Here is a 21010-nt window from a genome sequence, read left to right on the forward strand (position 1 = left end):
ACAGTGGTCCTGGTTCGACGGCGGCTACCCCTTGACCCCATGGACCGACATGTTAGGGGGTCTCGTCCGGGTCCTCGGGAATACGACACGCGCGTTCGAGCAACAATCCGGCCGTGACGACCAGCACTGAGACCACCGCCGCGGCACCGGCCATGATCACCCGATTGCGCGGCCCCGAAGCACTCACCGCGTCGAGGAAGCTTAACGCGAACCCTGCGTAAACCCCGGTGCACAACGCGCCGACGAAAGCGCTCGCCTTCGCGAGCAGCAGCAGGAACACCGCCCGAGACGGCTCGATCCGTTCGCGCCGGACCTGGATCCGCTGGTGGGTGTTGCGGGCCGCCATGAACAGCAGCGCGGCCAGGAACGTCCAGGCGATCAGAGTCAGCCAGGAGACCGCGGGCGCGACCCCGCCGCTGGACTCGATCGCCTTGACCATGGTCACCCCGATCGCCGCCCCGAGGACGGCGATCGCGATCAGCAACCGGCGTGAGGTCGGCCGGACCGAGCCCGGGCGCGGCGGCTCTTTGCCGGGCGCCTGGTTGGGCTCTGGACCGCCGGATGCCACTACTGGAGCTCGATGTCGAGCTTGGTCACGCCCTCGGTGCCGACCTTCGCGAGCAGTTCGGCGACCGAGCCGCGCCCGGGCAGCACCGCGTCCCGCTCGATGTCGAGCCACGGCGCCAGGACGAACGCCCGCTCGTGCGCCCGCGGGTGCGGGAGGGTCAGCTCCTCGGACTCGATCTCCTTGGTGCCGTAGGTGATCAGGTCGACGTCCAGCGTCCGCGGTGCACCCGGCACACTGCGCTCCCGGCCGAACGCCTGCTCGATCGCGTGCGCGCGGTCGAGCAACAGGTCCACGGCGAGGGTGCTGTCGGCGAGCAGGACGACGTTGAGGTACGGGCCGGACTCGCCGGGCCCGCCGATCGGCTGGGTCTCGTAGATCGGGGAGACCTCGACCACCACGACGTCCGGGGTGTCCCGCAGCGCATCGACCGCGCCCTGCAGGTTCGCCTCACGGTCGCCGAGATTGCTCCCGAGCGACAGGATCACCTGGCGGATCGGCTTGAGGCCACCGCTCAGGGTGTCCGCGTCGATGACGTGGGGACTTGGGGTCTCAGTCACGAGGATTCTCCGGCTCTGCGCTGCACGGTCAGGACAACGTCGTCGAACGGCACCGTGATCGGCGCCGAGGGTTTGTGGATGGTCACCGCGGTCGCTGTCACCCGCCGGTCGGCGAGGCACAGATCCGCGATGCGCTGGGCGAGGGTCTCGATCAGGTCCACCGGATCGGTCTCGATCGCGTGGTGCACCCGCTCGGCCACCACCCCGTAGTTCACGGTGTCGGCCAGGTCGTCGGAAGCCGCGGCAGGCCGGGTGTCCAGCTCCAGCCGGACGTCCACGACGAACTCCTGCCCGTCGGCCCGCTCGTGCTCGAACACCCCGTGGCGCCCGAAACCGCGGATGCCACGGATCTCGATCACGTCAGGCAAGGACGACGCGGGACCGCTCATTCCGCCTCCTCCTGTCGGCCCCCAGACGACGACAGTACCGGTGAGGCATGGTGGATCCACAACCGCCAGCCGGAGGAAGTTTTGCGAAAGACGTTCGTGGCCAGCGCCTTACCGCCCGCGAACCCTTCCTCCGGGGCGCCCTCACCGGACGACAGGACATTCTCCGTACACGTGACGTAGGCCACGTCTTCGTCCACCCGGACCTGGACATCGGTCAGAAAGAACTGGATGTATGGCGTATTGGCGAAGATCATCGCCCAGGCGCGCATCATCTCGGCGTACCCCGAGATCGCCGCGTTGCCGGGATGGATGCAGACCGGATCGGGATCCGGCAGCCAGACCGCCGCCATCAGATCCAGGTCGCCGGCCTCGAACGCGTTGTAGAACGCGGTGTTCGCGTTCAGCACGACGTCCTCCACCGTCGCACCGCGCGCACCGTCTCCTCCTGCGCTCCGGCGCGGACCGCCCGGTCCGTCCGTCATACCGTTCCCCATCTCTTCGCCACCCGGACCGCGTCCGCGCTCGGCGCCACCGCGTGGGCCCGGACACACCAGGCTCCCGCGGCGGCAGCCAGGGCGGACACAGCCGCGCTCGCATCGTCTCGTCGTACGGCCGGTCTGGGTTCACCGGTCTGCTCGTCGGCGAGCAGCCTACCGAGGAACGCCTTCCGGGACGCACCGATGAGCAACGGCCGGCCCAGTACGCCGAATTCCCGTAATCGGCGAAGAACTTCCCAGTTGTGGTCCGCGTTCTTCGCGAACCCGAGACCGGGATCCAGTGCGACCCTGCCCAGATCCACGCCGGCGGACCGGATCGCGTCGACGCGTTGACCGAGCTCCGCAATCACCTCGGCGACCACATCGTCGTACTCGGCCCTGTTCTGCATGTCGATGGAGTGCCCTCGCCAGTGCATGCAGACATACGGCGTACGACGCTCCGCCACCAGGGGAAGCATCTCCGGGTCGGCCTGGCCGCCGGACACGTCGTTGATCATCACCGCGCCGGCGTCGAGGGCGAGGGCGGCGACGCCGGCCCGCATGGTGTCGACCGAGATCAGCGCACCGTCGGCCGCGAGCGCCTCGATCACCGGCAGCACCCGGCGGAGCTCCTCCTCGGGCGCGGGCCGCTCGGCGCCCGGCCGGGTCGACTCGCCGCCGACGTCGAGCAGGTCGGCGCCGTCGGCCAGCAACTCCCGGCCGTGCTTGATCGCCGCGGCCGGCTCGAACCACTCGCCGCCGTCGGAAAAGGAGTCCGGGGTCACGTTGACAACACCCATCACGAGACATCGGTCCAGGATCGGCAGCCCGTCGACGTGCACCCGCAAACCGTCACTCACCAGACCACCGTAGTGGCCGTCACCCCCAGCCGCGGAACCAGCCGGGCATCAGCCGCCTCAGCTCAGCACGAGGCGCGACTGGGTCGTCTCCAGGGCCTCGCCGATCGGCTGCGAGTACGACTCGTTGGTCTGACCGGTCTTCTCCAGGCACTGGCCGTTGATCAGGGCCGCACCGCTGGTGATGCCCTGCGCGTAGTTGCCGGTCATGTTGGCCCCGCCGGAGTCGCCGGCCTCGACGCACGCGGTGTGCTGGAACAGACCCTTGACGATCCTGTTGCTGCCGTAGTTGACCGTCACGTTGCGGGCGACGATCCGGCCGCAGGTCCAGCCGGTGCTCTTGCCCGACTTGCACAGCGTGGATCCGACGGTCGCGTTGGCGATCCCCTTGACCGAGATGTTGCCGGCTCCCCAGCCCTCGACGTACCCCTGCTGGTCCCAGCCCTCGATCACGCCGACGCTGCCGAAGTCGTTGCCTGGGAAGCTCGACGTGCGGGTGTTGCCGAGCACGTACCCGTTCCGGGAGAACGACGGCTTGCCGGCGGTGCAGTGGCCCGCGGTGAGGAAGATCCGGGTGCCCTTGGTGGTGCGGGCGTTGAAGCCGAGGGAGCAGACGTACCCGGTGTTCTTGTCCACCTGGAGGCCGCCGCGCAGGCCGAAGTCGTCCGCGGTGGTGGTCACCCGGCCGGGTGCGGACCGGATCGTCACGCGGTCGCCGTTCGCCTTGGCGCGGTCAACGAAGCGCTGGGTGATCAGGTCGCGCGCGCCTCGGGGGACGGTGACGACCACGGTGCCCGAGAGGGGATCGACGTACCAGGACCGGACCTTGCCGGCGCCGGAGCCGCCGGCCAGCCGGTTCAGCTCGGACTGGACCGCGTTGAGCTGGTCAGCGGTGAAGCGGACCAGCCGCGGGATCGCACCCGCCGCGCGGACCAGGTCAGCGGTGGCGAGATCGGACACGGCGACGACCAGCTCACCGGCCTCGTCGTAGTAGCTGCCGACTGCCCGCGACCCGAGCTCGGTCTCGACGGCGTCGGCGACCAGCGGAGACTTGGCCGTCAACTCTGCGGGCTTCACCCCCGACGGCTCCGAGTCCGCGGTGGCCCAGTTCGCCGCGACCAGCCCGGCGGCCGTCAGTACGACGGCACCGGCGAGTGCGGCGCCGACCCGGAAACGCCCCGACATCCTTGTCCTCCTCACGCCGGCATCCGGTCCTCGTCGACCGAACGCCACTACGGAAAGTAAACGTTCAGCGACAGAATGTCCACAGATATCGGCTTCCAATCTCCAACGAAACACCGCCCGCCGAAGCTACGGCCGCCCGTGAGCGGCGTGCATATGGACAGGAGGTGTCCGGCCAACAGGTAGTGCAGCTGAGCGCATGCTGCGTTCTGTGTACGGCGTACCGCAGGTGCACTACCTGTCGGTCTGTACACCACCGTTCGACGCGCACCGCAGTCCCGGCCATGACCTCGGCGCGGCAACCGGTGGGAGGCGGCGTAGGAGCCAGTGGAGTGGGTCAGCCGACGATCAGGCTCATGGCCTCGGCTCGGGTGACCGGGTTGCGGAGTTGGCCGCGGACGGCCGACGTGATGGTCTTGGCGCCCGGTTTGCGGACGCCGCGCATGGTCATGCAGAGGTGCTCGCACTCGATCACCACGATCACGCCCCGCGGCTCGAGCAGTTCGACCAGCGAGTCGGCGACCTGCGTGGTCAGCCGCTCCTGGACCTGCGGGCGCTTGGCGTAGACATCGACCAGACGGGCCAGCTTGGACAGCCCGGTGATCCGGCCGTCGCGGCTCGGGATGTAGCCGACGTGGGCCACTCCGGTGAACGGGACCAGGTGGTGCTCACACAGGCTCCAGACCTCGATGCCCTTCACCAGGACCATCTCGTCGTGGCCGATGTCGAACGTCGTCGTGAGCACGTCCTCGGCCCGCTGACCCAGTCCGCCGGTGATCTCGGCGTACGAGCGCGCCACCCGGGCCGGGGTATCCAGCAGGCCTTCGCGGTCCGGGTCCTCGCCGATCGCGATCAGCAACTCCCGGACGGCCCGCTCGGCCCGTGCGTGGTCGAACTTCGGTGACGTCATTCAGCCACCTTAGGGTGTGTCTGATGGTCCCGCGCCGTAGCGAGCAGGTGCTCGGTGCGGTGCATCGGCGTGCTGGAGTGAAGGCCTCGATGTGGTTCCATCGTGGCCTTTGCTCCAGTGCGGCGAGGTGCCGTGCCGAGTGCCGCGCAGTAGGCGGGGGACCATCAGACACGCCCTGAACAGCGACAGAGCCGCCACCCGGGTGGGTGGCGGCTCTGCTGAAACTTCAGTCCTTCGGCGACGGTGGGGTCGGGCCGCTGCCGTAGCTCGGCGGCTTGACGGCCTCGTCCGGTCCGACCGCACCGCCCGGCAGGACGTCGGACAGCGAGCCGTTCTGCTCGCCGCGGGTCGGCACCGGCATCACCGGCGGCTGGTCCGACGGCACCCGGGTGGACGAACCCGTCCAGGCCGGCCGCCGCTCGCGCTTCTGCACCGGCGCGAAGACCCGGGCGATCTCGTGCTTGTCGAGCGTCTCCTTCTCCAGCAGCTCCTCGACCAGGTGGTCCAGCACCGCGCGGTTCTCGACCAGGATGTCGAACGCCTCCTGGTGTGCGTTCAGGATCAGCTTGCCGACCTCCTCGTCGACCGCCGCGGCGATCTCCTCGGAGTAGTTGCGCTGGCTGCCCAGGTCCCGGCCCAGGAACGGCTCGCCGCTGTCCTGGCCGAACTTGATCGCGCCGAGCCGCTCGGTCATGCCGTACTGCGTGACCATCGCGCGAGCCAGTGCGGTCGCCTTCTCGATGTCGTTGCTGGCACCGGTGGTCGGGTCGTGGAAGACCATCTCCTCGGCCGCACGGCCACCGAGCATGTAAGCCAGCTTGTCCAGCATCTCGGACCGGGTGGTCGAGTACTTGTCCTCGTCCGGCATCACCATCGTGTAGCCGAGCGCCCGGCCACGCGGCAGGATCGTCACCTTCTGCACCGGGTCGGAGTGCGGCAGCGAGGCGGCGACCAGGGCGTGTCCGCCCTCGTGGTACGCCGTCAGCACTTTCTCCTTGTCCGACATCAGCCGGCTGCGGCGCTGCGGACCGGCGATGACGCGGTCGATCGCCTCGTCCAGACCACGGTTGTCGATCACCTGCTGGTTGTTCCGGGCGGTGAGCAGGGCGGCCTCGTTCAGAACGTTGGCCAGGTCCGCACCGGTGAAGCCCGGCGTACGGCGGGCGACCGCCGTCAGGTCCACATCCGGCGCCATCGGCTTGCCACGTGCGTGCACCCTCAGGATCTGCTCGCGACCCGGCAGGTCCGGCGCGTCGACGGCGATCTGCCGGTCGAAGCGGCCCGGCCGCAGCAGCGCCGGGTCGAGCACGTCGGGCCGGTTGGTGGCCGCGATCAGGATCACACCGCCGCGGACGTCGAAGCCGTCCATCTCGACCAGCAACTGGTTCAGCGTCTGCTCGCGCTCGTCGTGACCACCGCCGAGGCCCGCACCACGGTGCCGGCCGACGGCGTCGATCTCGTCGATGAACACGATCGCCGGGGCGTTCGTCTTGGCCTGCTCGAACAGGTCGCGGACCCGGGAGGCGCCGACACCGACGAACATCTCGACGAAGTCCGAACCGGAGATCGAGTAGAACGGCACGCCGGCCTCACCGGCGACCGCACGGGCCAGCAGGGTCTTACCGGTACCGGGCTGGCCGTAGAGCAGCACGCCCTTCGGGATCTTCGCCCCGACCGCCTGGAACTTCCCTGGTTCTTGGAGGAACTCCTTGATCTCGCCGAGTTCCTCGATCGCCTCGTCGCAACCGGCCACGTCCGCGAACGTCGTCTTCGGGGTGTCCTTGGTGATCAGCTTGGCCTTCGACTTCGCGAAGCTCATCACCCGCGAGCCGCCGCCCTGCATCGAGTTCATCAAGAAGATGAACACGACCGCGATCAGCAGGAACGGGATCAGCGTGGAGAACACCTGGCCGATGAAGCTCGGCTTCGGGTTCTCGACGTCGTACCGCTCGATCTTGCCGTCCTGGAACAGGCTCTGCAGGTCGTTGCCGAGGGTGTTGGCCTGGCCGTCGACCCAGTGCGCCCGGACCTTGGTCCCGTCGGTCTTCTCGACCCGGATCTCCTGGTCGGGGTCGATCAGAGTCACCGACTTGATCGACTTGTCGGAGGAGGACTTGGCCTGCTGGATCAGCTGGACCACCTGGCCGGTGGGCTCGGTCTTGTACCCGGTCGAGCCGGTCAGGAGCTGTCCGATCACCAGTACGCCCAAGAAGGCGACGACGATCCAGAACAGGGGTCCGCGGAAGATACGCTTCACGTCCATGATCGAGGCCTACGCCCCGTCCCTCCTAGCTCGGCAGGCCCGGGTATGCGGGCTTGAGACGGTAACACCAGTCCAAGTGTCTCGTGTCGCACAAGACAACACATAACGAGGGTCACCAAGACGGCGTGACCCCGTTGTACAGGCTGTCACCAAGTCTGCCCCGAAGGATGGATCAGGAGTAGACGTGCGGGGCAAGCGTCGCCACGCAACGCAGGTTCCGGTACTTCTCCGCGTAGTCCAGGCCATAACCGACCACGAACTCGTCCGGGAGCTCCAGTCCGACGTACTTGACCGGGACCCGCATCTTGGCCGCGTCCGGCTTCACGAACGCCGTGCACAGCTCCAGCGAGGCGGGTTTCCGTGACTCCAGGTTACTGACCAGCCAGCTCAGCGTCAGCCCGGTGTCGATGATGTCCTCGACGATCAGCACGTGCCGGTTGGTGATGTCGGTGTCCAGGTCCTTCTGGATCCGGACCACCCCGGACGACTTGGTGCCCGAGCCGTACGACGAGATGGCCATCCAGTCCATCTCCACGTGCCGGCTGAACGACCGGGCCAGGTCGGCCATCACCATCACCGCGCCCCGCAGGACGCCGACCATCAGCAGGTCCTTGCCCTCGTAGTCCTGCTCGATCCGCGCCGCGAGCTCGCGCAGCTTCGCCAGGATCTGGTCCTCGGTGTAGTGGACCTTACTCAGGTCCTTCTCGATGTCCGCAGCATCCACGCGGTCAGCCTGTCACACCTTCGCCCAACACGATGAATCCGCCCCTGCGGACCGCCCGGACCCCTTGTGGCAGATCGATCCACCGCTGTCCGCGCCACGCGGTCACGAGTGCGTCGACGGCAGCGATGTGCGCCGCGGTGAGGTCCGTGGCCCGGCAGCCCGCTTCCAGGGCCGCCTGACGCAACGCCCTGGTACGAATCGCCGCCGGCTCGTCCTCGAGCATCCCGAGGTCGCACACCACCTCGTCGTCGGTACGCCGGAGTGCGGTCTCCGCAAGGTCCGCCGCGAGCACGTCCAACGCATCCGCGTCCGCCCGGAGCAACCCCGCCGTACGGGCGAGCGCTTCGACCACACCAGGCCCCAGCGCCTCCTCCAGGACTGGCAGGACCTCGTGCCGCACGCGGACTCGGGTGTACTGCGGATCGTCGTTGTGCGGGTCGTGCCACGGCCGGAGCCCCGACGCGATGCACGCGGCAGCCGTGGTGGCTCGAGGAACCTCCAGGAACGGCCTTCTGAGCAGTCCGGCGACCGGAGCCATGCCCGCGAGCGACCGAGCGCCCGAGCCGCGACCCAGCCCCAAGAGAACAGTCTCGGCCTGGTCGTCCCGCGTGTGAGCCAGCAGTACGACGTCCGCCCCGGATTCGTCAGCCGCGTCACGAAGAGCGTCGTACCGGGCCGTCCGGGCAGCGGCCTCTGGACCGCCGTCGGCGCCGACCTCTACCGGACGCACGTGGACCGGGTCGAGCCCGAGGGTCCGGCACTGTGTGGCGGCGGTCTCCGCGACGTGGGCGGAGTCGGCCTGGAGCCCGTGGTCGACGATGACCGCACCAGCACGGACCTCCAGCTTCGGGGCCTCGAAGGCGGTCGCAGCCGCGAGGGCCAGCGAGTCCGTACCGCCGGAGCAGGCGACCAGAACGGTCGTGCCCTTGGGCAGCTCGGCCAACATGGTTCGCACTGCCTCCCGGGTGCGTGCGACGGCGGGGTGCAGCTTCCCTCTCCGGCGCTCGACCAGGTCGTCGGCAGCCGATCCGCCCGGTGGCTCAGCCGTGGAGCCGGCTGACCCAGGCATCCGGATTCGCGATCTCGTGCTTGGTCGGCAGCGTGTTCGGCCCGGTCCAGACCCGGTTGAACCCGTCCATCCCGACCTGCTCGACCACGCGGCGTACGAACGCGGCGCCGTCCTTGTACTGCCGCAGCTTGGCGTCCAGGCCGAGCAGCCGCTTCAGCAACTGGTCCACCGGGTTGCCGCTCTGCCGGCGCGACGTGAACTTGGAGCGGATGGCGTCCACGGTCGGGATCACCGACGGCCCGACGCCGTCCATCACGAAGTCGGCGTGGCCTTCGAGCAGGGACATGACCGCGGTCAGCCGGTCCAGCACCGCACGCTGCTCCGGCGACTGCATCAGGTCGACCAGGCTCAGCTCGGCCTCACCGCGGACCGATCGGCCCAGCCGCTGCACCGCCTCGCGGAACATCGCGGCGTACGCCGACGCGTCCAGCTCGGCCTGGTCGAGGAACAACGCGATCTCCGACCGCAGGTGGTCCCGCAGCCACGGGACCGCGGTGAACTGCACCCGGTGCGTCTCCTCGTGCAGGCACACCCACAACCTGAAGTCCCGCGGTACGACGCCCAGCTCGGACTCCACGTGCATGACGTTCGGCGCGACCAGCAGCAACCGGCCGGTCAGACCCGGCCGGTCCGGATCCGGCTCGGACGGGTAGAACGGGTCGAACTGCCCGAGCACGCGGGACGAGAGAAAGGCCAGCAGCGCACCGGCCTCGATCGCGGTCACCCGCGAGCCGACCGCGGAGGACAACCCGCCGGTCCGCTCGGCCTTCTCGCGCAGCTTGTCGGCCAGCGGCTGCAGCACGGTCCGGAAGCCGTCCGCGTTCGCCTGCACCCAGCCGGGCCGGTCCACGATCACCACCGGCGCGGTTGCTGAGGTGGCTTCCAGCTTGGTGAACTCCCGGACGTGGTGCTCGGAGTCGGCCGCGAACTGCCGCAGCTCGGCCACCACCTGATCCGCCTCCGCGCGGCTGACCGCCGGTCCGGGCCGCAGCAGCTTGCGAGCCACTCCCGTTGCCAGCTGCCAGTCGACCATCTCGGCCGCGGTCTCACCTTCCGCCGTACTCATGTTTCTGACCCTAGTCGCATGTCCCAACATGCGTCTGCTGATCGGTCCGGGTCAGACCGCCCTCAGACGGCACAGCCGCAGTTGGCCAGCGCAGCAGCTGCCCGGTCGAGCGCAGCCCGCGCATCGAGGGTCTTGGGCACCGCAACACTGTCGGTGGCCACCGCGAACACGAGCAGAGTGCCGGTGCGGTCGCGGACCAGACCGGCCAGGCTGTGGACTCCGGTCAGCGTGCCGGTCTTCGCACGGACCAGTCCGGTCCCGCCGGCAGTGCCGGCTCCGGTGAAGCGCTCCTCGAGGCTTCCGGTGAATCCTGCGACCGGCAGCCCAGTCAGCAGGTGCCGCAGCTCCGGGTGCTCGGTGGAGACCGCGGCCCGGATCGCACCGGCCAGCAGGTCCAGCGGCACATGGTTGCCCCGAGACAGCCCGCTACCGTCGAGGATCCGGGCCTCGCTGACATCCAGACCGAGCTTGGTCAGCGTCGCCCGTACGCCCTTGACGCCACCGGCGTACGAGCCGCCGTTCTTGGTGGCCAGTCCGACCTGCCGCAGCAGCACCTCGGCTCCGTCGTTGTCGCTGTGCAGGTTCACGTACTCGACGATCTGGCCGACCGTCGGCGACTGCACCTGTGCGACGGTCTCGGCCGCAGCGGGAGCGACGGCCGCCTTGAGGGTCGGCGCCACCTTGATGCCGGCCGCCCGCAACTGCGCGGCGAACGCAGTGGCCGCGGCCTGCGACGGGGAGTCGGCCCGCTTCGCTATCCCCGGGGACAGACGGCCCTCGTTCACCCACAGCGCGGACGTCCGGGCGGCGATGCCTTCGGTGGTGTAGTTCGGTTCCCAGTTCGCGTTGGCCGCAAGCCCGGTGAACAGTGAGGCGTCGTACCCGAGGGTGACGCTCCGGATGCCTTGCGCCTTGAGTGCCTTCGCCGTGCCGGCCGCCAGGTCCTGCAGGGAAGCGCGGACCGGGAAGTCGGTCGGGTCACTGGACCGCTTGGTGGCAAGCAGTGGGTCACCGCCGCCGACCAGGATCAGGGAGCTACCGGCTCCACTGACGACCTTCGTGCTGAACCTGTGGTCCGGTCCGAGGGTCTCCAGCGCGGATACCGTCGTCAGCAGCTTCATCGTCGACGCCGGGACGTACGGCGTCGCCGTGCCCGCCGAGTACACCGCCTTGCCGCGGGAGGCGTCGTACACGTAGATCCCACGGTGCTTGCCCAGCGCCGGGTCCTTGAGGATCGGTGCCAGCACCTTCTGGACGCCGGCGGCGGTCGGTGCGACGCCCTCGACCTTGGCTGGTGCCAGCACGGCCGGCGCCTGCTGTGCTGACTGGACAGATCCGGGTACGGCGTCCGCTCCGCCCGCCAGGCTCACGCAGAGCGCTGTGGCGAGCAGCGTGACGAACACCGCACGGGGAGGACGGGGCACCGGGCTGCTCCTGTCAATTGGTCGGTCCGAACCGTGACAGTATCTGCCGTATGGAGTTCGACGTCTTCATCGAGATCCCCAAGGGCACGCGCAACAAGTACGAGCTGGACCACAAGACGGGCCGGCTCCGGCTGGACCGGACCCTCTTCACGGCCACCCAGTATCCGGCCGACTACGGGTTCATCGAGGAGACCCTCGGCCAGGACGGCGACCCGCTGGACGCGCTGGTACTGCTGCCCGAGCCGACCTTCCCCGGCTGCCTGATCAAGGCGCGCGCGATCGGCATGTTCCGGATGACCGATGAGAAGGGCCCGGACGACAAGGTCCTCTGCGTCCCGGCCGGCGACCCGCGCCAGGAGCACCTGCGCGACATCCACCACGTGCCCGAGTTCGACCGGCTGGAGATCCAGCACTTCTTCGAGGTCTACAAGGACCTCGAGCCCGGCAAGTCCGTCGAAGGCGCCACCTGGGCCGGCCGGGCCGACGCCGAGGCCGAGATCACCGCTTCCTTCCAGCGCCTGAAGACCGAAGCCCACTGACCCGTCCCGCCGGCCCGGATTCCCGGCGCCGCGGTTTAGTCGGCGGTGAGCCGACGGAGCAGCCCGAGCAGGGTCTTCCGCTCGTTCGCACTGAGTGGCTCCAGCAACTCCGTCTCGGCGGCCGCGATCAGCTCGTCCATCGCGAGCAGTTGCTTGTCCCCCGCGGGCGTGATCGCCACGATCTTCCGGCGCCGGTCCGCGGGGTCCACCCGGCGTTCTACGTACTCGAGCTCTTCCAGCTCGTCGAGCAGCGTGACGAGATCGCTGCGGTCGAACCCGATCCGGTCGGCCAGCGTCGCCTGAGCACCCTCGCCGTCGTCGGCCAGGCTCGCGAGCACGTGGTAGTGCAACGTCCGTACGCCGGCCTCCGTCATGTGCTGCCGGACCAGACGCTGCGCCTGCTGGCTCGACCGGCCGAGCGCCCACAGCACCCGGTCGGCCAGACGATGGGTCGGCGACTTCTTCACCCGAACAACTCTATTGGCAGCGGCCCTGTCCGGCGTTATCGTGGGATCCTCCCATTATTTACGACTCCCACGATTTGGAGACAAACCCATGCGCGCAGTGCGCTACCACGAGTACGGCGGCCCCGAGGTCCTGCGGCTCGAGGAGGTCGCCGTACCTGAGCCCGCCGCCGGTCAGGTCCTGGTCGAGGTCGAGGCCATCGGCTCCAACGCCATCGACGCCGTTCTCCGCCGCGGCAACACTCCTTGGGACCGGCCGCTGCCCGCCCGGCTCACCGGTGATGTCGTCGGCCGCATCACCGCGCTCGGTCCGGACGCCTCCTCCGGCCTGGCTGTCGGCGATCGCGTGGCAGGCCTGTCCGAGGACGCGTTCGCCGAGTACGTCGTCCTCGACACGGACTTCATCGCACCGATCCCCGACCACGCCGACGCGGGCGAAGCCACGATGATGTCGATGACGGCGCCGCTCGCCCTGCGCCTGCTGGAAGCCGGCCGCATCCCGGTCGGTGGCACCGTACTGATCCAGTCCGCGGCCGGAACCATCGGCCACCTCGCCGTCCAGTTGGCCCGATCGTTCGGCCCGGCGACGATCATCGGTACGGCGTCGTCCGCGGCGCGCCTGGACTTCATCCGCTCGCTCGGCGCCGAGGCCGTCGACCTGACCGACCCCGAGTGGCCGGCGCAGGTCCGCAAGTTCGCACCCGACGGCGTGAACACCGCCCTCGACGCCGTCGGCGGAACGGTCTTCGACCAGAGCCTCGAGCTGATCAAACCGCTCGGCACGATGATCACGTACGGCGGAATCAGCGGTGCCCTCCCGTCGATTCCCGCCAGCAGCCTGTTCGGCCTCCGGTCGGTCACCGGCGTCTCGGTGATGGGCTGGCGCCTGGCCAACCCGGACGGTGCCCGCGCCGACATCGCCGAGGTCACCCGTCGCTGGCAGTCCGGCGACCTGCGCCCAGTCGTCCACGCCACCCTTCCCCTGGCCGAGGTCGTCGACCTGCACCGAACCCTCGAGGCCCGCACCAACCTCGGCCGCATCATCGCGACCCCCTGAACCGCGCCCGCGAGACGATCCAGCCGGCCGGTCTGGCACTACCGCCGCGACGTCAGCGGCGCCTACCAGCCGATCAGCGAGTACGACGTGAACGCGGCACGATCCGCGGTCGACTCGAAGTTGTTCGGCCCGTCGCTGCTCGCCAAGCACGGCGTACCGGCACTCGAACCGTGCGGCGCACTCGCGTCACTCGCTTCGGCACCCGCCGTCGGCGCGGCCGCGGACACCTTGGCCGCGACGGCCGCCCGCCTCCCGGCCGGCCGGACCAAGGACATCGCGGACGCGATCATCGCCCTGCTGCGCAACGGATTCATCACTGGCACCGTCCTGCATGCCGATCGCGGACACCGGCTGGTCTAGAGGTCGGCGTCCCCGGCAACCATCGTTGCCGGGGACAACTGGTCAGGGGCGGCCGAAGAAGTCCGGCGGCTCCCAGTAGTAGACGCTGTCGATCTGCACCGGCTTGCCGGTCCGCGGTGCGTGGATCATCCGCCCGTCGCCGAGGTACATCGCGACATGGTGGATGGTGCCGGGGTCGCTCGGGTTGACCGACCAGAAGATCAGGTCGCCGGGCCGCAACTCGTCCTCGTCGATGTGCCGGACCTGCTCGTACTGCGCGACGCTGTAATGCGGCAACTGGACGCCGGCCCGCTCCCAGGCACCCATCATCAGTCCGGAGCAGTCCCACCGCGACGGCCCGGTCCCGCCCCACAGGTACATGTCGCCGAGCTGCGAGAGCGCGAAGTCGATCGCGGCCTGCGCACCCTTGCGGGGGCTGCCGGGGTTGTCGGGCCGGCTCGGCCGGTCCGGCTTGTGCTTCGGCGGGTTCTTCTTGCCGTGGTTCTTCTTCGCCTCTTCCCGCTCCTCGCGTTCCTCCCGCGCCTTCTCGGCCGCTTCCCGGGCCCGCTCGGCCGCTTCCCGGGCCCGCTCGGCGGCCTCCCGGGCGGCGATCTTGCGGCGCAGTTCGGCGGCCTTCTTCGCGGCGAGAGCGGCGGCTCGCTGGCGCGCAAGCTCTTCGAGTCCCCGCTGCCGCTGGGCGGCCACCTGGATCGACGTGTTCTGCAGGACGGCGAGCTGGGCGATCGCCTGCTTGCGCTGGACGCCCACCGCGGTCACCGCCGAGGCCTGCGCAGCCTCCGCGGCCTCGGCCGCCTTCTTCGCCGCGGCGGCCTCGTCGGTCGCCTTCTTCACCTTGGCGACGGCCTGGTCAGCCTGGACCTTGAACAGATTCGTCACGACCTGACTCGCCGTGTACCGCAGATACGACGCCTGCATCGCGGTCGACACCGAGCGCGCCGCGCCGGCCGAGTCGAGCAGCTCCTGCGGGCCTTCGGCGGTGAACAGCGGCGCGATCTTCGCCACGTCGCCACCGCCCTGGTACGACGCCGCGGCGAACCGGCCGATCTGCTGTCGTTGGGTCGTCAGGGTCTTCTGGGCTTTGGCCGCACGAGCCGCCGCGGCGGCCGCCTCGGTCTTGGCCAGCTGCAGCTTGTAGACGGCACCGTTGTAGGCCTCGTCCGCAATCCCGGACGCGACGCCCAATTGCTCGAGCCGCGCGCTGGCTGCGGCGAGCTGCTGCTCGATCCCGGCCACCTGGCCGGCCTTCGCGACGGCGGCCTGCTTGGCCTTCTCGACCGCGGCTTGGGATGGAATCACCGGCGGCTTCGGCTTGGCGGCCTGGGCCTGGATCGGGTTGACAGCCACGGAGCCGGCCAGACAGATCGCGAGCACTCCGGAGAGCAGCGCCCTGCCGGTCTTCCCAGTGCCCGCGACCCGTCCGCCGGACCTGGCCCGCGAGGGGGTCCGCATCAGGTCGTTCCTTCCGACAGTCACGAACCCCTTCCCCAGGGTTCGTGAACTTTTGGTCCTTCTGGACCTCATACGTGACACTAATTGCCTGTAGCCCCATTGGGAACAGCTTTCACACAAGTAACTTTGTTTCACCTGCGTGTCGACTTGACAAACTACAAGCTTGTAATTTCGCACAGCCGGTAGCCGAACCGCCGCCGAGAGCACGAAAACGGCGCCCATCCGGCCGAAACCGAAGAGCGCCGTCACCGCCGACCCATCCCCCGCCCCGAATCCGGGCGGCGCCGTACCCGCGCCTCCCCGGTGGCTGTGAACACCTTCCGGTGGCTGTGCACAGCGCAGGACCTGTGCCAGGCACCCGGTTCCTGTTCACGCCCACGCGATCGGCGGCGGGCGGGAGAGCGGCGGGGTGGGACAGGGCAGGGATGGGACAGGGGGGTTGGTGCAGGGGGATTGGTGCGGGGCGGGTTAGTGGAGGGTGTAGGAGGCTAGGACCGGGAGGTGGTCGGAGGCTGGGGTGACCGGGACCGACGCCTTCGTGGGCACCAGCTGCGGACTGTGTAGCTGGAAGTCGATCCGCTTGGTCGGGCTGCCGGCCTCGATCGTGTAGCCCGGGCCGACTCCGACCTCGGTCCAGGTGTCGTTCAGTACGGCGGTCAGCGTCTTGATCTCCGGCTTTTCCGGTGTCGCGTTCAGGTCGCCGACCAGCAGCGTCGGCTTCTTCGACGTACCGAGCAGCTCGACCACCTTCTGCGCCTGCTCCAGCCGCTCGGCGTTGTTGTTGCTGGTCAGATGCGTGTTCGCGAACCGCAGTTCGGCGCCGCGGACCTTGACCGTCGCGACCGCCAGCCCGCGCTGCTCACCGGTCGGGTAGAGCGGCAGCAGGGTGTTGGCGAAGTCCTTGATCGGGTACTTCGACAGGATCGCCGTACCGTACTGGCGGCGCGGCTCGCCCGGGTTCACCGGCGGCAGGTCGAGGTTGGCGGCGTACCCGTAGTGCATCTTCAGCCGCGTCGCGAACCAGGCCGGCTGGTCGACCCAGTTGCTCCGCACGTCCCAGTGCCGGTCGACCTCCTGCAGCCCGATCACGTCGGCGTCGGACTGCTCGATCAGCTTGGCGATCCGCTCGAGGTCGAGGACGCCGTCGATGCCGGCGCCGTGGTGGATGTTGTACGTCATCACGGTCACAGGCCGCGCCGGCCGCCCGGCGTCGGGCCGAGCCGCGGCAACGGTAGGTATCACGATCAAGAGTCCCACCAAGATGGTCAGCAATTTACGCATACGGTCATCGTTCCGGAAAACCGGCGACATCCGCTCGACGAGCGAGTGTCGCCGGTCTGAACCGTCAGTGCACGAGGCGGGCGACGGCGCCCTTCGCGCCGGAGGCCCAGCAGCCGGCCTGGGAGCCGTGACCGCCGCACTCGACGCTGTCGAAGCTGCCGTCGTAGAACTGCTTCCAGCTGCGCCCGCCGTCGAAGCTCACGTCGCTGCCGGACGGACCCACCGCGATGACGGTAGCGGGCGACCAGGGCACGAAGTGGGATCCGCTCCGGTAACCCTTCGGCGCCTTGTCCGCGGGCACCAGCTTCCAGGTGCGTCCACCGTCGTACGTGACGGATGCGGCCTTCACCGCCTCGGTCGGCTTCTCGAAGTCACCGCCGACCGCGACTCCGAACAGCGGACCGCGGAACGCGAGGCTGAAGATGCCCGCCGCCGCGCCACTGGCCATCGGCGAGTCCGAGACCTTCCAGTGCCGGCCGCCGTCGAAGGTCCGGAACACCCGCGGCCGATCACCGCCACCGGTCGCGAACCAGGCCGTCCGGCCGTGTCCGGCAACCAGGCAGGTCCCGCTGGCCGCGAACGCGAACTCACCGGGCAACGCGGCCGGCATCCCCTCGTTCGCCTGGACCTTCCACGACTTGCCGCCGTCCGACGTCGCCGCGATCCGGAACTTGCCGTCGACCGGATCGCTCAACGCCAAGCCGTGCCGGTCGTCGTTGAAGGCGAAGCAGTCGTAGAAAGCGTTCGCATCGGTGTTGCGGAAGGTCTCGGTCCAGGTCTTGCCACCGTCCGCGGTCCGGTACACCCGCGAGTCCTCGCCGGTCCCGATCGACAGCACCACCGCGCGCTTCGCGTCGAACGCCTCCACGTCGCGGAACTGCAGCGCCTCCGCACCGGGCGGGCTGACGTTCTGCCAGTGCCGCCCGCCGTCGACGGTCCGCAGCACCGTCCCTTCAGACCCGCCCACCCAGGCGACATCCTTGCTGACCGCGGCCAGCCCGCGGAACTGCGCCGTACTCCCGGTCGGCGTCGCCTTCCACTGGTACGACGGCGAGTGGTGCGACGAACCGGTGCTCGCCTGAGCCGGCACGAGCTGAGACATCAACAGCAGACCTCCTGCCGCAACAGCGGCCACACGCAGGATTCTCATGCGCGGCAACCTAGTCGATGGGTCAGACCATCGTCAGCAGGAAGGACTGTGCCGTACCTCCGTTGCAGGTGAGTTGGACGAGTTGGGTGCTGTCGGCGGTCGAGCCGTTGGGGACGGTCAGGCACTTGCTGCTGTGGCGGCTGACCAGGTGGAAGTAGCCGCTGCCTTCGGAGACGGCCTGCCACTGCTGGTTGTCGCCGTTGCTGTAGGTCCACAACTGGAGCCCGGCGTTGTCGGCGGCGGACACCCCGGTCACGTCGATCACCTTGCTCGCGTCGTTGCGGTTGTTCACCCGGGTGAAGCCGCTCGACGTGGGCTGGAACTGGAACTGCTGTGCCTGCGTGGCGTTGCAGCTGTACTGCTGGATCACCGTGCCGTTGGCGACGCCGGCGGCCCGAGCGTCGACGCATTTGCCGTTGGCCTGGTTCGAGACCTTGTACCAGGCGGTCGGCGACGGCTGGTCCACCGGCGGCGTCGTACCGGCGCCGGCCAGCCACTTCAGCGCGTCCATCATGAACTGGTTCTGCGCGGGGCTGTCGAAGGTCGACGAGAGCCGGGTGTTGGTCTCGTAGTTCATCGCGTTGTGGCCGAAGTTGGCGTAGATCATCTTGTAGTTCTTGTTCGTCCAGATGATCGGGTAGTAGCCGCTGTACCAGGTCTGCGCCGGGTCGGTGCCGACCGGGAAGCTGGACGGGTCGATCGAGGCCAGGATCTGGATGTTCGGGTTGTTCCGCAGGTCGTTCTGCCAGCTGTACCACTCGCTCACCGAGGACTGGAACGTCGCGCCCGTGTTCACCAGCGACGGGTGCGAACGGTTCTCTGCCCTCAGCGTGACGGCGGTCGGGCCCCAGGTGTTCGACTGGAACCGGCCGGTCCCGAGCAGCGTGTTGTTGAACCACGGCCAGCCGCCACTCGCGTCGTTGTACGCCGACACGTGAAAGCCGAAGAACGCGCCACCGTTGTCCATGTACCGCTGGAACCCGGTCCGCTGCGCGTCAGTGTGCGGCGTGTCGTCCAGGAACATCACCACCTGGTACTGCGAGGCACTCAGGTTGTTCAACTGGTCCCAGTTGCTGGTCGCGGTGTAGTTGAACCCGTTCTGCGTCCCGAACTGCGGGAAGCGCTGGTTCGCCTCCTTCTCGAAGTCGATGTGCGCGGCGTCCCAGGTGCCGCTGTAGAAAGCGAGCACGTTGAAGTTCGCTTGAACTTGAGCGGTTGCGGTGGTCGTCAGACCACTGAGCAGCAAGGCGATGGCGAGCAGGAACGCGGGCAGGCGAAAGCGATCGGAAAGCATGGGGGCGGTCCTTTCCGGCGGGCGGCTTGCATGAAATTTCAGAACTTAAATTAACTCACGACGTAAGTCCGGTAAAGGCTCCGCCGCTTCCGTAACCAACGACCTCTTGCCGCCCGCCCGGCACCGCTGTCACCCTGAGCCACCGGCCCCGGAAGGAGCGCTCGATGAACGACTCCGTGCTCACCTCGGTCCTGCTGCCGATCGCGCTCGCGCTCATCATGCTCGGCCTCGGCCTGACCCTGACCGTCGCCGACTTCGCCCGGGTCCTGCGGATGCCCAAGGCCGTCCTGATCGCACTCGGCACCCAGGTGATCCTGCTCCCGCTGATCTGCTTCGGACTGGTGAAGCTGTTCGACCTCGAACCCGCCCTCGCCGCCGGCATGATGCTGCTGGCCGCCTCCCCCGGCGGCACCACCGCGAACCTCTTCAGCCACCTGGCCGGCGGCGACGTCGCCCTCAACGTCTCCCTGACCGCGGTGAACTCGGTCCTCGCCGTGGTCACGCTGCCGATCGTGGTCAACCTGTCGCTCGACCACTTCCTCGGCGAAGGCCAGATCGGGCTGCAGCCCGCGAAGATGCTGCAGGTGTTCGCGATCGTGCTCGTCCCGGTCGCCATCGGCATGCTGCTGCGGAACCGGTGGCCCAGGTTCGCGGAGCGGATGACCCGGCCGGTGAAGCTGGGTTCGATCCTCGTGCTGGCGCTGGTGATCTTCGCGGCGATCTACACCGAGCGCGCGAACGTCCTCGACTACATCGCGGCGGTCGGCGTGGTGGCCCTGCTGCTGAACGTCCTCAGCCTCGGGCTCGGGTACGTCGTACCGAAACTTGCCCGGCTGGGTGAGCCGCAGTCGATCGCCTGCTCGATGGAGATCGGCATCCACAACGCCACCCTCGCCCTCACCATCGCGCTCAGTCCGGCCCTGCTCGACAACAGCCAGATGTCCATCCCGGTGGCGGTCTACGGCATCGTCATGTTCTTCCCGACCGCCGCGTTCGCCTACTACCTCGGCCGGCGGCGGACGGTTCAGTGGGCCGGGTCGAGCGCCTGACTTCCGAGCACCGCCAGCAGTTCGAGCCTGTCCGCGCTCTCGCTCCCCGGGGTGGCGGTGAAGACCACCAGGGTCTGCTGCTGGTCCCGGTTGTCGATCACCTCGCAGTACAGGTCGAGTTCGCCGACGACCGGGTGCTGGAAGCGCTTGGTCCGGCTGTGCGCGATGCCGATCTCGTGCGCGTTCCAGAGCTCGTCGAACTCCGGACTCAGCTTTCGGAGTGCGCGGACCATCGAGGCCGCGTACGACTTGGGGCCGTCCGCAGTGGCGACCGAGCGCAGCCACGAGACCAGCATGCGGCTGTGGGTGGACAGCTCGGGTTCGCGGTACAGATAGCGCGAGTCCGGGTCGGCGAACCAGCGGTAGAACTCGCTCCGCGCCATACCTTCGTAGTTGGTCTGCTCGCCGGCGAACGCGACATGCGCCGGCGTCTGCGCGAGCGTCTCGCCACACCGGTTGACCAGCATCGCGGGCGTGTCCTGCAGCCGGTCGAGGATCCGCAGCATCCCTGGGTCGACGTGACAGGTCCGCGTCGTCCGAGGCGGCGTACCGTGCCCGGCGAGCACGTACAGGTGGTCCCGCTCCTCCAGCGTCAGCCGCAGCGCGCGGGCGATCGAACCCAGCATCTCGGCCGACGGCTGCGGACCCCGGCCACCTTCGAGCCGGCTGTAGTAGTCGGCCGACATCGAGGCCAGCGCGGCGACCTCCTCGCGGCGGAGTCCCGGCGTACGACGGCGTCGGCCGCGGGGCATCCCGACATCCTCGGGTTGCAGGGCCTCGCGGCGCTTACGCAGGAAATCGGACAGGTCGGCGTACTCCATGCCTCCAGTGTCCCGGACCAGCCGCCGTTATCCACTGCTTGCCGAGCAGAGGCTGAGCCGA

22 protein-coding genes are annotated in these 21010 nt (G+C 68.9%); 4 read left to right on the top strand and 18 right to left on the bottom strand.

The genetic code is table 11. The annotated features are described in order from the left end of the window. Positions 1-52: 52 nt before the first annotated feature. The 12 genes from ACIBG5_RS18030 to dacB all read right to left on the bottom strand — a co-directional run bounded on the left by ACIBG5_RS18030 (position 53) and on the right by dacB (position 11485). The gene (locus ACIBG5_RS18030; RefSeq protein ID WP_131512554.1) at positions 53-568 is read right to left on the bottom strand and encodes a DUF3180 domain-containing protein; all 516 of its coding nucleotides are present in this window, start codon (positions 566-568) and stop codon (positions 53-55) included. Continuing rightward, positions 568-1125: a 2-amino-4-hydroxy-6-hydroxymethyldihydropteridine diphosphokinase gene (gene folK / locus ACIBG5_RS18035; protein WP_396392631.1), complete on the bottom strand. Its 558-nt coding sequence runs from the start codon at positions 1123-1125 to the stop codon at positions 568-570. Before folK ends, ACIBG5_RS18030 begins: the two co-directional genes overlap by 1 nt. After that, the gene (gene folB, locus ACIBG5_RS18040) at positions 1122-1514 is read right to left on the bottom strand and encodes a dihydroneopterin aldolase (RefSeq protein ID WP_360449872.1); all 393 of its coding nucleotides are present in this window, start codon (positions 1512-1514) and stop codon (positions 1122-1124) included. Before folB ends, folK begins: the two co-directional genes overlap by 4 nt. Then, on the bottom strand, positions 1511-1996 hold the full coding sequence (locus tag ACIBG5_RS18045; protein WP_360449875.1) for a nuclear transport factor 2 family protein: 486 nt from the start codon (positions 1994-1996) through the stop codon (positions 1511-1513). Before ACIBG5_RS18045 ends, folB begins: the two co-directional genes overlap by 4 nt. Then, a complete protein-coding gene (folP, locus tag ACIBG5_RS18050; protein ID WP_396393002.1) occupies positions 1993-2790 on the bottom strand; it encodes a dihydropteroate synthase in 798 nt (265 codons plus the stop codon). The genes ACIBG5_RS18045 and folP overlap by 4 nt, the downstream gene beginning before the upstream one ends. A 117-nt stretch (positions 2791-2907) precedes the next feature. Beyond that, on the bottom strand, positions 2908-4032 hold the full coding sequence (locus ACIBG5_RS18055; RefSeq protein WP_396392632.1) for a S1 family peptidase: 1125 nt from the start codon (positions 4030-4032) through the stop codon (positions 2908-2910). A 334-nt stretch (positions 4033-4366) separates the two neighbouring features. Beyond that, entirely contained in the window at positions 4367-4939 is a 573-nt protein-coding gene (gene folE / locus ACIBG5_RS18060; protein WP_131359978.1) for a GTP cyclohydrolase I FolE, read from the bottom strand. Between the two features lie 226 nt (positions 4940-5165). Beyond that, positions 5166-7202, bottom strand: coding sequence for an ATP-dependent zinc metalloprotease FtsH (gene ftsH / locus ACIBG5_RS18065; RefSeq protein ID WP_396392634.1), 2037 nt, complete (start codon positions 7200-7202; stop codon positions 5166-5168). 172 nt (positions 7203-7374) lie between these two features. Beyond that, positions 7375-7926, bottom strand: a complete 552-nt coding sequence (gene hpt / locus ACIBG5_RS18070; protein ID WP_360449883.1) for a hypoxanthine phosphoribosyltransferase — start codon at positions 7924-7926, stop codon at positions 7375-7377. 4 nt (positions 7927-7930) lie between these two features. Continuing rightward, positions 7931-8872, bottom strand: a complete 942-nt coding sequence (gene tilS / locus ACIBG5_RS18075; RefSeq protein ID WP_396393003.1) for a tRNA lysidine(34) synthetase TilS — start codon at positions 8870-8872, stop codon at positions 7931-7933. A 94-nt stretch (positions 8873-8966) separates the two neighbouring features. Then, positions 8967-10061, bottom strand: coding sequence for a zinc-dependent metalloprotease (locus ACIBG5_RS18080; protein ID WP_360449888.1), 1095 nt, complete (start codon positions 10059-10061; stop codon positions 8967-8969). A 62-nt stretch (positions 10062-10123) separates the two neighbouring features. Then, a complete protein-coding gene (gene dacB / locus ACIBG5_RS18085; RefSeq protein WP_396392636.1) occupies positions 10124-11485 on the bottom strand; it encodes a D-alanyl-D-alanine carboxypeptidase/D-alanyl-D-alanine-endopeptidase in 1362 nt (453 codons plus the stop codon). A 50-nt stretch (positions 11486-11535) separates the two neighbouring features. Here dacB and ACIBG5_RS18090 point away from each other — a divergent pair, with 50 nt between their 5' ends. Continuing rightward, the gene (locus ACIBG5_RS18090) at positions 11536-12024 is read left to right on the top strand and encodes an inorganic diphosphatase (RefSeq protein WP_360449893.1); all 489 of its coding nucleotides are present in this window, start codon (positions 11536-11538) and stop codon (positions 12022-12024) included. A 35-nt stretch (positions 12025-12059) separates the two neighbouring features. On the opposite strand, the gene ACIBG5_RS18095 is transcribed toward ACIBG5_RS18090, so the two are convergent. After that, positions 12060-12491, bottom strand: a complete 432-nt coding sequence (locus ACIBG5_RS18095; protein WP_396392638.1) for a MarR family winged helix-turn-helix transcriptional regulator — start codon at positions 12489-12491, stop codon at positions 12060-12062. A gap of 88 nt (positions 12492-12579) precedes the next feature. Between ACIBG5_RS18095 and ACIBG5_RS18100 the strand changes: the two genes are divergently transcribed. Then, positions 12580-13545, top strand: a complete 966-nt coding sequence (locus ACIBG5_RS18100; RefSeq protein WP_396392639.1) for a zinc-binding alcohol dehydrogenase family protein — start codon at positions 12580-12582, stop codon at positions 13543-13545. Between the two features lie 87 nt (positions 13546-13632). Beyond that, positions 13633-13905, top strand: coding sequence for a hypothetical protein (locus ACIBG5_RS18105; RefSeq protein WP_396392640.1), 273 nt, complete (start codon positions 13633-13635; stop codon positions 13903-13905). Positions 13906-13947: 42 nt separating this feature from the next. On the opposite strand, the gene ACIBG5_RS18110 is transcribed toward ACIBG5_RS18105, so the two are convergent. From ACIBG5_RS18110 to ACIBG5_RS18125, 4 genes are all read right to left on the bottom strand, one after another. Next, the gene (locus ACIBG5_RS18110) at positions 13948-15354 is read right to left on the bottom strand and encodes an NlpC/P60 family protein (RefSeq protein WP_396392641.1); all 1407 of its coding nucleotides are present in this window, start codon (positions 15352-15354) and stop codon (positions 13948-13950) included. A gap of 468 nt (positions 15355-15822) precedes the next feature. Continuing rightward, positions 15823-16596, bottom strand: a complete 774-nt coding sequence (locus ACIBG5_RS18115) for an endonuclease/exonuclease/phosphatase family protein (protein ID WP_396393004.1) — start codon at positions 16594-16596, stop codon at positions 15823-15825. Between the two features lie 103 nt (positions 16597-16699). After that, positions 16700-17785 (bottom strand): WD40/YVTN/BNR-like repeat-containing protein, encoded by a 1086-nt coding sequence (locus ACIBG5_RS18120; RefSeq protein WP_396392642.1) that lies wholly within the window; start codon positions 17783-17785, stop codon positions 16700-16702. Between the two features lie 22 nt (positions 17786-17807). Further along, the gene (locus ACIBG5_RS18125) at positions 17808-19079 is read right to left on the bottom strand and encodes an RICIN domain-containing protein (RefSeq protein ID WP_396392643.1); all 1272 of its coding nucleotides are present in this window, start codon (positions 19077-19079) and stop codon (positions 17808-17810) included. A 164-nt stretch (positions 19080-19243) separates the two neighbouring features. On the opposite strand from ACIBG5_RS18125, the gene ACIBG5_RS18130 reads away from it, so the two are divergent. Next, entirely contained in the window at positions 19244-20128 is an 885-nt protein-coding gene (locus ACIBG5_RS18130; RefSeq protein WP_396392645.1) for a bile acid:sodium symporter family protein, read from the top strand. Here the strand turns inward: ACIBG5_RS18130 and ACIBG5_RS18135 are convergent. Further along, the gene (locus tag ACIBG5_RS18135) at positions 20104-20949 is read right to left on the bottom strand and encodes a helix-turn-helix transcriptional regulator (RefSeq protein ID WP_396392646.1); all 846 of its coding nucleotides are present in this window, start codon (positions 20947-20949) and stop codon (positions 20104-20106) included. The genes ACIBG5_RS18130 and ACIBG5_RS18135 overlap by 25 nt on opposite strands. Positions 20950-21010: the final 61 nt, after the last annotated feature.

This window comes from Kribbella sp. NPDC050241, from assembly GCF_044459685.1.
Lineage (GTDB): Bacteria > Actinomycetota > Actinomycetes > Propionibacteriales > Kribbellaceae > Kribbella.

What these genes read in the sequence shown, in the direction of transcription:
- folB (WP_360449872.1), bottom strand. Translation starts at nt 1,514, where the DNA reads ATGAGCGGTCCCGCGTCGTCCTTGCCTGACGTGATCGAGATCCGTGGC.
- ACIBG5_RS18045 (WP_360449875.1), bottom strand. Translation starts at nt 1,996, where the DNA reads ATGACGGACGGACCGGGCGGTCCGCGCCGGAGCGCAGGAGGAGACGGT.
- folP (WP_396393002.1), bottom strand. Translation starts at nt 2,790, where the DNA reads ATGGGTGTTGTCAACGTGACCCCGGACTCCTTTTCCGACGGCGGCGAG.
- ACIBG5_RS18055 (WP_396392632.1), bottom strand. Translation starts at nt 4,032, where the DNA reads ATGTCGGGGCGTTTCCGGGTCGGCGCCGCACTCGCCGGTGCCGTCGTA.
- folE (WP_131359978.1), bottom strand. Translation starts at nt 4,939, where the DNA reads ATGACGTCACCGAAGTTCGACCACGCACGGGCCGAGCGGGCCGTCCGG.
- ftsH (WP_396392634.1), bottom strand. Translation starts at nt 7,202, where the DNA reads ATGGACGTGAAGCGTATCTTCCGCGGACCCCTGTTCTGGATCGTCGTC.
- tilS (WP_396393003.1), bottom strand. Translation starts at nt 8,872, where the DNA reads ATGTTGGCCGAGCTGCCCAAGGGCACGACCGTTCTGGTCGCCTGCTCC.
- ACIBG5_RS18080 (WP_360449888.1), bottom strand. Translation starts at nt 10,061, where the DNA reads ATGAGTACGGCGGAAGGTGAGACCGCGGCCGAGATGGTCGACTGGCAG.
- ACIBG5_RS18090 (WP_360449893.1), top strand. Translation starts at nt 11,536, where the DNA reads ATGGAGTTCGACGTCTTCATCGAGATCCCCAAGGGCACGCGCAACAAG.
- ACIBG5_RS18100 (WP_396392639.1), top strand. Translation starts at nt 12,580, where the DNA reads ATGCGCGCAGTGCGCTACCACGAGTACGGCGGCCCCGAGGTCCTGCGG.
- ACIBG5_RS18110 (WP_396392641.1), bottom strand. Translation starts at nt 15,354, where the DNA reads ATGCGGACCCCCTCGCGGGCCAGGTCCGGCGGACGGGTCGCGGGCACT.
- ACIBG5_RS18120 (WP_396392642.1), bottom strand. Translation starts at nt 17,785, where the DNA reads ATGAGAATCCTGCGTGTGGCCGCTGTTGCGGCAGGAGGTCTGCTGTTG.
- ACIBG5_RS18125 (WP_396392643.1), bottom strand. Translation starts at nt 19,079, where the DNA reads ATGCTTTCCGATCGCTTTCGCCTGCCCGCGTTCCTGCTCGCCATCGCC.
- ACIBG5_RS18130 (WP_396392645.1), top strand. Translation starts at nt 19,244, where the DNA reads ATGAACGACTCCGTGCTCACCTCGGTCCTGCTGCCGATCGCGCTCGCG.
- ACIBG5_RS18135 (WP_396392646.1), bottom strand. Translation starts at nt 20,949, where the DNA reads ATGGAGTACGCCGACCTGTCCGATTTCCTGCGTAAGCGCCGCGAGGCC.